The sequence below is a fragment of the Homoserinimonas sp. genome (assembly GCF_056262345.1).
Window position 1 is genome coordinate 1 of the sequence record NZ_JBACFR010000276.1, and the last position, 11,976, is coordinate 11,976.

At 63.4% G+C, this 11,976-nt stretch carries 12 protein-coding genes; 6 read left to right on the forward strand and 6 right to left on the reverse strand.

All coding sequences use genetic code 11. The annotated features are described in order from the left end of the window. From AC062T_RS12785 to AC062T_RS12800, 4 genes are all read left to right on the forward strand, one after another. The coding region (locus tag AC062T_RS12785; RefSeq protein ID WP_476030597.1) for an acyl-CoA thioesterase at positions 1 to 231 on the forward strand (231 nt) is incomplete at its 5' end. A gap of 449 nt (positions 232 to 680) precedes the next feature. After that, on the forward strand, positions 681 to 1,967 hold the full coding sequence (locus AC062T_RS12790; RefSeq protein WP_476030599.1) for a quaternary amine ABC transporter ATP-binding protein: 1,287 nt from the start codon (positions 681 to 683) through the stop codon (positions 1,965 to 1,967). Beyond that, positions 1,967 to 2,887, forward strand: coding sequence for an ABC transporter permease (locus AC062T_RS12795; protein ID WP_476030617.1), 921 nt, complete (start codon positions 1,967 to 1,969; stop codon positions 2,885 to 2,887). The genes AC062T_RS12790 and AC062T_RS12795 overlap by 1 nt, the downstream gene beginning before the upstream one ends. Positions 2,888 to 2,988: 101 nt before the next feature. Further along, positions 2,989 to 3,882, forward strand: coding sequence for a glycine betaine ABC transporter substrate-binding protein (locus AC062T_RS12800; protein ID WP_476030601.1), 894 nt, complete (start codon positions 2,989 to 2,991; stop codon positions 3,880 to 3,882). A gap of 85 nt (positions 3,883 to 3,967) precedes the next feature. Here the strand turns inward: AC062T_RS12800 and AC062T_RS12805 are convergent, their stop codons facing one another. The 6 genes from AC062T_RS12805 to AC062T_RS12830 form a co-directional block, all read right to left on the reverse strand. Further along, a complete protein-coding gene (locus AC062T_RS12805) occupies positions 3,968 to 4,759 on the reverse strand; it encodes a TIM barrel protein (protein WP_476030603.1) in 792 nt (263 codons plus the stop codon). A gap of 7 nt (positions 4,760 to 4,766) precedes the next feature. Further along, positions 4,767 to 5,399 carry a class II aldolase/adducin family protein gene (locus AC062T_RS12810; RefSeq protein ID WP_476030605.1) on the reverse strand — a complete coding sequence of 211 codons (633 nt, stop codon included), beginning with the start codon at positions 5,397 to 5,399 and terminating at the stop codon, positions 4,767 to 4,769. Beyond that, positions 5,396 to 6,649, reverse strand: coding sequence for a 3-oxo-tetronate kinase (gene otnK / locus AC062T_RS12815; RefSeq protein WP_476030607.1), 1,254 nt, complete (start codon positions 6,647 to 6,649; stop codon positions 5,396 to 5,398). The genes AC062T_RS12810 and otnK overlap by 4 nt, the downstream gene beginning before the upstream one ends. Before the next feature lie 104 nt (positions 6,650 to 6,753). Beyond that, positions 6,754 to 7,779 (reverse strand): TRAP transporter substrate-binding protein, encoded by a 1,026-nt coding sequence (locus AC062T_RS12820; protein ID WP_476030609.1) that lies wholly within the window; start codon positions 7,777 to 7,779, stop codon positions 6,754 to 6,756. A gap of 149 nt (positions 7,780 to 7,928) precedes the next feature. Continuing rightward, complete coding sequence (locus AC062T_RS12825) at positions 7,929 to 8,708, reverse strand: FadR/GntR family transcriptional regulator (protein WP_476030611.1); 780 nt, start codon at positions 8,706 to 8,708, stop codon at positions 7,929 to 7,931. 34 nt (positions 8,709 to 8,742) lie between these two features. Next, positions 8,743 to 9,696, reverse strand: a complete 954-nt coding sequence (locus tag AC062T_RS12830; protein WP_476030613.1) for a 3-hydroxyacyl-CoA dehydrogenase family protein — start codon at positions 9,694 to 9,696, stop codon at positions 8,743 to 8,745. A gap of 299 nt (positions 9,697 to 9,995) precedes the next feature. On the opposite strand from AC062T_RS12830, the gene AC062T_RS12835 reads away from it, so the two are divergent. Together AC062T_RS12835 and AC062T_RS12840 are read left to right on the forward strand one after the other, a co-directional pair. Further along, a complete protein-coding gene (locus AC062T_RS12835) occupies positions 9,996 to 10,679 on the forward strand; it encodes a TRAP transporter small permease (protein ID WP_476030615.1) in 684 nt (227 codons plus the stop codon). A 2-nt stretch (positions 10,680 to 10,681) separates the two neighbouring features. Beyond that, positions 10,682 to 11,941: a TRAP transporter large permease gene (locus AC062T_RS12840; protein ID WP_108516974.1), complete on the forward strand. Its 1,260-nt coding sequence runs from the start codon at positions 10,682 to 10,684 to the stop codon at positions 11,939 to 11,941. Positions 11,942 to 11,976: the final 35 nt, after the last annotated feature.

Here is an 11,976-nt window from a genome sequence, read left to right on the forward strand (position 1 = left end):
GGAGTTGCCTGGATCACCCCCGGTCTCAAGGTCGCAAGCCTCGACCACGCCATGTGGTTCCACCGTTTTGCTCGTGTCGACGAATGGCTTCTCTACGTGCAGCAATCCCCCAACGCCATCGGCGGGCGAGGCCTCTCTTCCGGTCGTGTTTACACCCGCGATGGCATGCTGGTCGCCACGGTGGCTCAAGAGGGAATGGTTAGGGTACCGAACCCCGCCGAGTTCGACTAACCACCATTCGATGCCCCGTCGATGTGGCCTCGATGGGTCCGATCCGTCGCGATATAACGTAATGGCAACGATCGGCACCCCGCCGTATCGCTCGCAGATCGCCGCAAACCCGGCGTCTGAGCGCTCGATGCCCCACATAAGGCGATACTTGCTCAACTCGGCGAACTCCCCGTCTGTGGCTATGGTGTTTAACGGTTCGCTTTGCTCTGACCCTTCAGCAGCATCGGACTGACCCAACATCTAGGCCGCGGACGTGGCCGGTTGCATCCCCGGATGAGACCGACCGCGAGCGTATGGTCATCTGGTGGCGGGCCCGCCCCGCGGCGAGGCTCCCTCGCTGCATCTTGTTATTACAGCCCCGATGCAGGGTTGCACCAGAGACCCGGACCGTAACCGAAGCACGAACCTGTCGCCGCCACGCGGTGACCTGTGGTCGTCGCCAGGACAACGTGACCGAAAGCATTGCAGTCAAGGCCGACCACCTTTATAAGGTGTTCGGAAAGAAATCCAGCGAGGCCGTTTCACAGCTAAAAAACGGTGCATCTCGTGCCGACGTGAGCTCGTTCGGAACAGCAGCGGTAATCGATGCCTCATTCGAGGTGAAGCAGGGCGAGATCTTTGTTGTCATGGGCCTCAGTGGCTCCGGCAAGTCGACCCTCATTCGCATGCTCAACGGGCTACTCGATGTGACTTCCGGGTCAGTGACCATCAATGGTCTGCCCACGACAGGAATCTCAGGCAAAGCTCTGCGCACCGTCCGCCGCAGCAGCGTGTCGATGGTCTTCCAGCACTTCGCCCTGCTCCCCCACCGAACCGTTCTTGACAACGTGGCCTACGGCCTCGAAATTCAGGGCGTGCGCAAGGCCAAGCGTCTCGAACTCGCTCGCAAGACCATCCACCTGGTTGGTCTCGGTGGGTGGGAGGATTCGCTGCCCTCAGAACTCTCAGGTGGCATGAAACAGCGCGTCGGCATTGCCAGGGCTCTCACCGCCGACACCGATGTGCTGCTCATGGATGAGGCGTTCAGCGCCCTCGACCCGCTCATCCGACGCGAGATGCAGGAACAGCTCGTTGAACTGCAGGCTGTGCTCGGAAAAACCATCATCTTCATCACCCACGACCTCAATGAGGCCATGTTTCTCGGCGATCGCATCGCCGTAATGCGCGACGGCCGCATCGTGCAGATCGGCACCCCGGAGGACATCCTCACCGACCCGGCAAACGACTACGTCGCCCAGTTTGTGCAGGACGTCGATCGCTCTCGGGTGCTGACCGCCAGCAGCGTCATGGAACCCGCCCGTGCCGTCGCCGCTGTCTCGGCGGGCCCCCGCGCCGCCCTGCGCACCATGCGAGATATGCAAACTTCTGCCCTGTTGGTGGTGGGCAAATCTCGCAAGCTCGAAGGAGCGGTCCGCGACCACGAGGTGCTCGCCCAGGTGCGGCGCCGCGACCCCGACCTGCTGGGGGTTATCGACAGGTCAGTTACCACCGTTTCTCCGGATGCTCTGCTCACCGACATTGTCGAGGCATCGCTCGAAAGCCCTCTCCCCATCGCCGTCGTCGATTCCGACGGGCGCCTGATGGGAGTCGTGCCCCGCGTCACGCTCCTGGCTGCCCTGGGAAACGTCACCCCCACCACAACGGGCGAGCTGCCGATCGTTGAGCCGCCACCCACAGTGCCGACCAGCGTCATCAGCGACACCCTGCGCGCCACGGCAGCAAAGGTCGGTGCATGATGGGCGACCTGAGAATTCCCCTCGGCGACTGGATGGAATCCGCCGTCAGCTTCACAACCGAAAACCTCTCTGGGTTCTTCGGGGTGCTGCGCGCAATCTTTCTCGCTCTCTACGACGGAGTCGACCTTGTGTTGTCGTCGCCGCCGTTCTGGGTGATCATCGTGCTCGCCGCTCTGTTGGGCCTTATGGCTCGCGGCTGGATCTTCGCGGTCGGAACCTCGCTCGCGCTGCTCGTCATCGTGGGTGTCGATCAGTGGGACAACGCCATGGATTCGCTCGCCCTGGTCTTGGTGGCATCCGTCATAGCGATCATCATCAGCGTGCCGCTCGGCATAGGCGCTGCCAAGTCGTCGGTGTTCTCATCGATTCTGCGCCCTGTGCTCGACTTCATGCAGACGACCCCGGCGTTCGTGTACCTGATCCCCGCTCTCCTGCTGTTTCGCGTCGGCGTTGTTCCGGGAATTGTGGCGACGATCATCTTCGCCATGGCGCCCGGAGTTCGCCTGACCGAACTGGGTATCCGCGGCGTCGACCGAGAGGTCGTCGAGGCAGGGCAAGCCTTCGGCGCGTCTCCTGCCCGCATCCTGCGCCAGATCGAGCTGCCACTCGCACTGCCCACGATCATGGCCGGCCTGAACCAGGTGATCATGCTGTCGCTTTCGATGGTCGTGATTGCCGGCATGGTCGGCGCCGGCGGGCTGGGCGGCGAGATTGTCGCGAGCCTCAACCGCATCGACGTCGGGCTCGGCGTTGAGGCGGGCGTCTCCGTCGTCATTATCGCGATCATCCTCGATCGGCTCACTGCCGCATTCGGCACGGGCCGCGGGCTGTTCTCCCGGCTGATCGGCCGTTGGGGCTCGCGCCAGAGCCGCGACCGCACGAGCGTCGCGCCGGCTCCTCCCCAGGCGCTGCGCGCCTAACCGCGTGATTCGGGCGATGCCCGTATCCGCCCCCGTGCCCATACGTCGTATTTCGTCAACCCCGGCCGCGCATTAGCGCGCGCCCCAGAAAGGAAGACAGCATGAAAAATCACCTGAGGAACCCCCTCACCAAGGCCGCCGCTACCGTGGTGGTCGCGGGCCTCGCGCTCACCGGATGCACCGCCGATACCGGCTCTGCCGACGACGGCAAGCAACTCACCATCGCCGTGTTCAACGGCTGGGATGAAGGCATCGCCGTATCGGAGCTGTGGAAGGCAGTTCTCGAGAACGAGGGTTACGACGTGACCCTCGAATACGCCGACGCAGCCCCCGTGTTCAACGGCCTCTCCAGCGCCGACTACGACCTCACGCTAGACGTATGGCTGCCCGGCACCCACGCCGAATACATCAAGGAGTACGGCGATGACATCGTCGAACTCGGTGCCTGGAATGACGACGCCACGCTTACGGTTGCCGTCAACGAGGATGCCCCCATCGACTCGCTCGCCGAGCTAGCGGCGAACGCCGATCTCTTCGACAACCGCATCGTGGGCATCGAGCCGGGCGCAGGGCTCACTGGCGCGATGGAAGACTCGGTTATCCCGGGTTACGGCCTCGAGAAGCTCAACTTCATCACCTCGTCGACTCCCGCAATGCTCACCGAGCTGACCGCGGCGCTCGACAACAACGAGAACATTGCCGTAACCCTGTGGCGCCCGCACTGGGCCTACGACGCCTTCCCCATCAAGGATCTCGAAGACCCCGACGGAATGCTCGGAGGCACCGAGAGCCTCTACAGCTACTCGCGTGCCGGATTCGAATCCGACTTCGCCGAGGTCGCTACCTGGATCTCGGCATTCACTATGGATTCCGAGCTGCTGTTCTCGCTCGAGAACGCCATGTTCAATGAATACGACGGCAGCGACTATGGCCCCGTCGTGGCCGAGTGGATGACCGCCAACCAGGACTACGTCGATACATTGACGGCGTCCTAGTGCGCTAGCGGCGTCCTAACGCTCCCGCAATGAGAAGGGCGGCGACCACACCCGTGGTCGCCGCCCTTCGCGTTCATGTCTGGTGCTAGCGCATCCATCCGAACGGATCGCCGTCGGGGCCAGCCCACGAGTACTCCAGGGTAAAGCGGCCCGTGTAGCCGTTGGCACGGAGTCGTTCCAGGTGCTCGATGACGGGCCTGCTGCCCGTGCCTGGTCCGCCCCGGCCCGGCTCGTCGGCGACCTGAACGTGGCCGATCACTCCCCAGTTTTCGTCGAAGAATGCGGGAACGTCGTCGCCGACGTTGTACATATGAAAGAGGTCGACCTGCATGCGGATGTTGTCGGCGCCGTTGACCGCGACGGCGCGCTCGATTGCCCCGAGCACGTCGGCAGCAGTCCGAAGGCCGTAGCCGGGAATGTGGGAGAGCTGCTCGATCGTGACCGTGCCACCGATCGAGCCCAGCTCCTGTGCCGCGTAGGCCGTGTTGGCGGCGGCCAGGGCATCCTGCTCTGCGCGATCCACATCGGGCAGAATCGTTCCGTTGAGCACGTTGAACATGCGACACCCGGTCGCCAGCCCAATGCGCTTGGCTACGGCGACCGTATCCCGCATCTCTTGCTCGAACCCCGGCCAGCACGCGATGCCACGGTTACCTTCGGCCATCCCACCCTCATAGAGGTTCAAGCCGATGAGGGCGAGACCGGAGGCCTCTACCGTGCGAAGGAATGCGCTGACCTGATCGTCGGTCGGGTTCGCAGTCTCGAAAGGCCACCACAGCTCGACCTCGGTGAATCCGTGGGATGCGGCGAGAGCTAGCTGCTCATCGAGGGGAAGATCTCCCACGATGATCGACGTGTTGATGGACGTGAATTGCATGGGGTCCTCAGGGGTAGCGGCGGCGAAGCTCCGCCACCTGATCAGCCGACAGCAGCTTGGCCGCACGGTCGCCGATTACGAAGTGAAGCCTGGCGGTCTCTTCGATCTCCTCCGCGGCAGAAGCGGCGGCGTCGAGCGAGAGTCCTGAGACCAGCGAGCCATGATTCGACAGCATCATCGAACGGTGCGCCTGCGCAACAGTGCCGATCGCGGCGGCGAGCCCCTCATCCCCCGGGGGAAAGTAGGGGACGACGGGCAGGTCGCCCACCCGCATGACGAAGTACGGGGTGTAGGCGGGCAGCGCGTTCTCGGGGTCGAGCCCGTCAAGGCACGACAGCGCGCTCGCATAAGGCGAGTGCAAGTGAACGACAGCGCGGTCTTCGGGGCGGGCACGGTAGACCGCGGCGTGAAACAGCGACTCTTTCGTCGGCTTGGGGCCTTCGAGGTGGCGGCCGTCGAGATCGACGATGCTCAGCGCATCCGGATCAAGAGCGCCCAGCCGTGCGCCGGTCGGCGAGACGATGATCGTGTCCCCGTGGCGAACGCTGATGTTTCCGGATGTCCCCGGCGAGTATCCGGCAGCGTCCAGCCGTGCTGCCGTCTCGACGAGGGCGGCGCGGAGCTCGGCTGATTCGCTCATCGCCCTTCCAACGCCTTCGTGAAGATATCGGGTGCCCCGAAATTGCCGGACTTGAGCAGGAGGCCGATCTGGGGCTCATCGACGGAGATGGTCCAGGGAACCCCGGGGTCAACCTCTTCGCCAATCTGGATCGCGCTCGTGCCAAGGCCAACGACTACGGCACCGGAGGTCTCGCCGCCGGCGACAATGAGGCGGCGAACGCCACTCTCGACCAAGCCGCGGGCTATGGATGCGAAGGCGTCCTCGATGAGACCGGCCGAGCGTGAAACACCCAGCTCTGCCTGCACCGCGGCGACCTGAGCGGGATCGGCCGACGAGTAGATGAGGGGAACCGAGTCGAGGTTCTCGCGGGCGAACGCGAGCGCCTCCCCCACGACGTCGTCTCCGGCCGCGAGACGCAGCGGGTCGATGAGAAAGCTCGGGTGGTCTTGGCTGTACAGGGCGACCTGGCCCTGGGTTGCCGTTGAGCAGCTGCCCGAGAGGACGGCAGCGGCGCCGACGGGCAGCGCGGGGGCTGGGGCAGAAGATTGCCCGGTGGCGGCAGCCCTGGCGGCGGCAAGTCCAACGGCCATTCCTGCGGCACCCGTGACGAGCTTGGCGTCGACGATCGCGGCACCGATCGTGATGAGATCCTCATCGGCAACGGTGTCGACGACGGCGAACGAAATGCCATCGGCTTCAAGCGCTGCGAGACGCTCCCGAACGGCTTCCGAGCCGGAACGCACAGTCGAGAGCGACACGAGACCGGTGGACGACGAGCTCTGGGCGGAAAAAAGCCGGCCGAGGTCAGAATCGGTCATCGGGTTGAGGGGATGGTTGCGCATCGGCGACTCATCCAGAGGCTTGTCACCCACGAAGAGGCGGCCCTGATAGACCGTGCGGCCGTTTTCGGGCACAGCGGGGGCGATCACGGCGATTCCTGATCCGATTTCGCGGTGGAGCGCCTCCGCAACGGGGCCGATGTTGCCCTCGGCCGTCGAGTCGAAGGTGGAGCAGTATTTGAAGAAGAGCTGCTCAACGCCCTGGGCTCGCAGCCAGCGCGCCGCCTCGAGCGACTGCTCGACGGCATCCGCCGCATCGATGCTGCGCGATTTGAGCGCGACGACGAGGCAATCGGCCTCGGGAACAACCATGTCGTCCGTTGGCACTCCGAAGAACTGCACGGCGCTCGTGCCCGATCGCACGAGCATTCCTGCGAGGTCGGTCGCTCCGGTGTAGTCGTCAGCAATTACGCCCAGCCACGGTGCCATGGTGTTCTCTTCACAATCTTGGTTTTTCTAGGGGTATGGGGATGCCCGGCCGAGTCGGGGGGGCGACTCGGCCGGGCTAGTGCGCGTGAGCGCGATCGGGGGTGCTACTCGCGAAGTGCGAGGATGCGCTCTGCCCACTCCTTGACGGTCGGGTTGGCCTCGTCGACCATGCCCGCTACCGGCTTGCGCCACTCGGCGAGCTCGATCTCGAAGAACTCGACACCGGCCTCCTCGAGGAACGTCTTGTTAGCGTCAGCCTCAGAGATCGAGGTGGCGCGGTAGTCAGCAGATACCTCGTCAACTGCGGTGAGGAAGACTTCCTGAACCTCGGCGGGCCATGCGTCGAACGTGTCGCCCCACAGCTGGAAGTGGAAGTTGCCGAACAGGTGGTTCGTCTCGGTCACGAACGGAGCAACCTCATAGAAGCTGCTGAAGCGAACGACGTCGATGGGGTTTTCCTGGCCCTCGATGGCGCCCTGCTCCATTGCGCTGAAGACCTCGTTGAGTGCCATCGGGGTCGGGGTTGCGCCGAGTGCGTTCCACGTGGAGATGTAGGTCTGCTGGTTCGGAACACGAAGCTTCAGACCCTTGAGGTCAGAAACGCTCTCGATGGCGCGAACGCTGTTGAGCTGACGGCCACCGCGGTACATGTCGCCGACGAGCTTGAAGCCGGAGTCCTCACGCACTGCGTCGAGGATCTCGTCGGCCATTTCGCCGTCCCAGACCTCGAAGAAGTGGTCAGCGTCCTCGTAGAGGAACGGGAGGCCTTCGATTGCGGCAAGGTCGGTGTAGCGCTCGAGCGAACCGAGGCTCTCAATGACAATGTCGACAGACCCGATCTCCAGGCCCTCCTGCATTTCTTCCCAGCTGCCCATCTGAGCCGAGGGGTAAACCTCAAGCGTGATGGCGCCGTCAGATGCCTTGTCGAGCTTCTCAGCGAGCTGCTCGGCAGCGCGGTGCTGCAGGCTGTCGACCGCGTATGCGTGGCCGAGGGTCAGGGTCATCGGCTCAATTCCGCCGTCGGAGGATGCCTCTCCATCAGTGCTGGCGCTGCAGCCGGTGAGGGCCAGAGCTCCGATGACGACCGAGCCGAGCAGCGCGGATGCGCGGCGGCCGTTACGCCGAGTCATGGATGACTTCATTGTGTACCTTTCGTGTTTCCCCGGGGGTGCAATACCGGAAGATGGGGTGGAATCCGGCGTGGGTTGTGAATGTGACTGCGTAGCTATGGGGCGTTTCGGGCAAGGCTGCGCCCAGGACGCTCGGGTGGTGGATGTGTCTAGCTGGCGACGGGCGGGCGATCCCTCGTCGTTGACATGCTCGGGTTGTTGCCCAGAGTGCGGCGCAAACGCTGCTCGGCGAACTTCATGTGTTTGCGCATTGCGCTCTGGGCGGCACGCGAATCGCCGGCGATGATCGCCTTCAGAATCGCCTTGTGTTCGGCATTGGAACTCTCTGTCTCGCCCGCGGCCTCGATCGATCTCGTCATCCACAAACGAATCAGCGACGTGATGCCCGCGAGCGTGTCGCGCAGCGCCATGTTGCCTGCCGCTTCGGCGATCGCGGCGTGAAAGTCCACGTCGAAATCGATGAACCCCGGCCGGTTGGCTTCTTCGTCCATCGCGTCGACCAGGCTCTGCAGCTTCGCCACATCGTCGTCGCTGCGACGACGAGCGGCGAAGCCTGCAACGACGATCTCCAGTTGCTGACGGGCCTCAACGAGATCCATCACGCGGCGCTCGCCCAAGAAGAGGCCCCACTCGATGACCCGCGGCAACAGATCTGACCCGCCGGCGCGCAAGTAGGTGCCATCCCCCTGCCGAATGTCTACGACACCCAACAGACCCAGCGACTGGATAGCACCCCGCACCGCCCCGCGACTTACGCCGAGGGAATCGGCAAGCTGCCGCTCGGAGGGCAGCTTGCTGCCCGCCTGCACCGAGCCAGAAAAGAAGTACTCCGTGAGGGCCTTGATGATCTGAGCCGACAGTGATTCCCGATGGATCGCCAGAGGAGCGAGGCCACCTGCGGCGGCGCCGTTACCGTTATCGGAATTCATCATCGTCTCCTGGGATCACATCGTTGTGCTGCGGTTAGCTATCCGCTGCCAGTTCCCGGCGCAGTGCACCGAGGGCAACATAGGCCTTGTCTCGGCCAGCGATGAGGCGGGCAGCCTCGTCTTCGCTCAGGCCAAGGTATCCACCGCCGGTCTTGATGCCGAAGTCGCCGCTCTCGACACGCTCGCGAAGGGAGTCCGGCACCGTGTAACGCTCGCCCAGCTCGGCCTCAAGCGACTTGTAGGAGCTCGCGTAGACATCGAGACCGGCCATGTCGCCGACCTGGAACGGCCCGTAGAGCGCGAGACGGAAGCCGAAGGATGCTTTCACGACGGTGTCGATCTGCTCGGGCGAAACTGCGCCCTCCTCGACCATCTTCACGGCCTCCTTGTAGAGGGCGAACTGAAGGCGGTTGCACACGAAGCCGGGGGTGTCTGGCACGACCGCAGGCTCTTTGCCCGCAGCCGTGAGGAGCTCCAGGATGCCGGGGATCAGCGAACGGTCGCTCTTTTCGCCGGGGATGACCTCGACGCCAGGCAGCAGCTGGGCGGGGTTGAAGAAGTGGATGCCGAAGAAGCGCTCGGGGGTCGAGAGCACCTCCGCCATGGCAGCAATCGGAATCGCCGATGTGTTCGAGGCGATGATGGCGTCGGGCCTGGCGTGCTTTTCGATCTCGAGCAACACGGGCTTCTTGACTTCGAGGTCCTCGAAGACGACCTCGAAGATGAGGTCGGCGGATGCGACGGAGGCGGCAATGTCGCCAGACCAGGAGATACGGGCCGCAATTGCCTCGGCATCGCCCTTGTCGAAGTAGCCCTTTTCTTCGAACTCTGCTGCCTGCTCTACGACGCGGCGGTGCCCTGCCTCTGCGGCGGCGGGGTCGCGGTCGAGGAGAACAACCGTTGCTCCTCCGCGAGCCAACGTTTGGCCGATGCCGCCGCCCATGTATCCGGCGCCGACAATCGCGACACGAGTGGTGTCGATGTTCATGTTTCTCCTCATCAAGTGGGCACCGCGAGCTGTAGCCCGCAGCTACGCCGACATTCGCGGGGTGCCCTGTGGACTCCCACGCCCGCGTCGGGCCGCATCCCTGCAGTATTGCAACTACATATCCAGACGTCAACTGGTCAACCAATTCTCGGCAGATTTGGTGGAAGTGTTGGCATCAGTTAGGGTCAAGCGCGCATTTGAAACCTTGACTGGTTGACCAATTGTGTTGAATGAGCGGATACCCCCGCCGTCTAGCGATGGCCCGGCTTCCATGGAAACACGACATCAAAGGAGATCCCATGAAGGACGAGAGCTGGATTCCCGGCCATAAAGAACTGGGGGGCGGCATACTCGGCGTCGTCGACCGAGTCGTCTGCTGGCTAGTGGCCGGCGGCCTCTTCTCCATGGTCGCGATCCTCATGATCCAGGTCGTTGCACGCTACGTTTTCAACGCGTCGACCGTCTGGTCCGAGGAACTCGCCGTAAGCCTCTTTGTGTGGGTTTCGATGCTAGCCATCCCCCTCGGCCTTCGCCGCGGAGAGCACCTCACGCTCGATATCCTCTCGAAGCGCCTGTCGCCGCGCGTCAACAAGATCGTCGCGATCGGCATTGCCGCGATCACGATCATCACCTTCGCGATCATCGGCTACTACGCCGCGAAGCTCGCACCCGCCGCAGATCGTCAGCTCCTCGCCGGCATCGCCGGTGGCCTCGGCATTCAGGCCAAGGTGTCGTGGATCTACCTTGCTGTGCCCGTCGGTGCAGCACTCTCCATCATTTTCACGATCGAGCGCCTCGTGCTCATGCTCTCCGGCAAGGTCACCGTAATGAACGCCGACGCCGACACGACCTTCATCGAACAGCTTGACGAGGAGCTCCAGTCCGCTCCTGCTGACTCCCCGATTCCGGGATCCCCCTCCGCCGGTCTCCCGAGCCCGACGGCTCACAACACCGACCCCGCCGCGAACGACAAGGACCGCTGATCATGGGTTACGCACTTCTCATCGTCTTCGCCGCGCTACTCATCATCGGCGCCCCCATCGGTGTCTCGCTCGGCCTTGCGTCGATCGTGGGCCTTGAGTTTTTCTCCAACGCCCCGCTTGAGGTCGCCTCGCAGCGCATGATCTCTGGTCTGCGCAACTTCTCGCTCATGGCGATCCCGCTGTATGTACTCGCGGGAACCCTCATGAACGCGAGCGGAATCACGCAGCGACTCATCGACTTTGCCTATTCGATCGTCGGAGGTGTGCGCGGCGGTCTTGCTCACACCACCATCGTGACGACGGCCATCTTCGGTGGCATCTCGGGCTCCCAGGTCGCCGACACCTCAAGCGTCGGCCGCCTGATGATCCCCCAGATGATCGCGCGTGGCTACAAGGCGCCGTATGCCGTCTCGGTCATGGCAACGGCCGGCGCGATGTTCGTCACGATCCCGCCAAGCATTAACCTCATCGTCTACGGCGTGCTGGCCCAGGCGTCGATCGCCGACCTGTTCTTCTACGGTCTGCTCATTGGTCTCGCGTTCATCGTTGTGCTGCTTCTCGCCGCCTACATTGCGGCCGTCGTGAGTAAGCAGCCCAAGGAGAAGCGTGCCTCGTTCAAGGTGATTGGTCGCGCCTTCGTGCGCGCCATCTGGTCGCTGCTCATCCCCGTCGTCATCATCGGTGGAATCCGCATCGGCGTGTTCACGGCGACCGAGGGTGGAGCCGTCGCCGTGTTCCTTGCGATCGTCGTCGGATTCTTCATCCACAAGGAGCTCACACCCAAGAAGTTCGTGCGCGCCCTGGTCGAATCCGGCATCCTCGTCGGCGTCATCATGCTCGTTATCGCCTGTGCTCAGATGTACTCCTGGGCCCTGGTCACCGGCCAGATTCCGCAGGCCATCACGTCGTTCCTCATGAACATCACCGACAACCCGCTGATGATTCTGCTGCTGATCAACATCCTGATCCTCATCATCGGAACCGTTATGGAGGGCAACGCGGCACTCATCGTGTTCGTGCCGATCCTGCTCCCCGTCGCCACCGCCGTGGGTATCGACCCCGTGCACCTGGGTCTGATCATGGTCGTCAACCTCGGAATCGGCCTGCTGACACCTCCCGTCGGAATGTGTCTGCTGGTGTCGTGCAAGATCGGAAAGATCACGATGGCGCAGGCGATACCCGCCATGCTGCCGTGGTTCGGAATCGCTCTCGCATTCCTCTTCGGAGTCACCTACCTGCCGATACTGTTCGGCTGGTTCTAACTCAGAAGTACAAAATGGGGGCGACGGTTTTTTTT

Bases quoted from the DNA above. Each gene is read 5' to 3' on its own strand.
- AC062T_RS12795 (WP_476030617.1), top strand. From the start codon at position 1,967: ATGGGCGACCTGAGAATTCCCCTCGGCGACTGGATGGAATCCGCCGTC.
- AC062T_RS12800 (WP_476030601.1), top strand. From the start codon at position 2,989: ATGAAAAATCACCTGAGGAACCCCCTCACCAAGGCCGCCGCTACCGTG.
- AC062T_RS12805 (WP_476030603.1), bottom strand. From the start codon at position 4,759: ATGCAATTCACGTCCATCAACACGTCGATCATCGTGGGAGATCTTCCC.
- AC062T_RS12810 (WP_476030605.1), bottom strand. From the start codon at position 5,399: ATGAGCGAATCAGCCGAGCTCCGCGCCGCCCTCGTCGAGACGGCAGCA.
- otnK (WP_476030607.1), bottom strand. From the start codon at position 6,649: ATGGCACCGTGGCTGGGCGTAATTGCTGACGACTACACCGGAGCGACC.
- AC062T_RS12820 (WP_476030609.1), bottom strand. From the start codon at position 7,779: ATGACTCGGCGTAACGGCCGCCGCGCATCCGCGCTGCTCGGCTCGGTC.
- AC062T_RS12825 (WP_476030611.1), bottom strand. From the start codon at position 8,708: ATGAATTCCGATAACGGTAACGGCGCCGCCGCAGGTGGCCTCGCTCCT.
- AC062T_RS12830 (WP_476030613.1), bottom strand. From the start codon at position 9,696: ATGAACATCGACACCACTCGTGTCGCGATTGTCGGCGCCGGATACATG.
- AC062T_RS12835 (WP_476030615.1), top strand. From the start codon at position 9,996: ATGAAGGACGAGAGCTGGATTCCCGGCCATAAAGAACTGGGGGGCGGC.
- AC062T_RS12840 (WP_108516974.1), top strand. From the start codon at position 10,682: ATGGGTTACGCACTTCTCATCGTCTTCGCCGCGCTACTCATCATCGGC.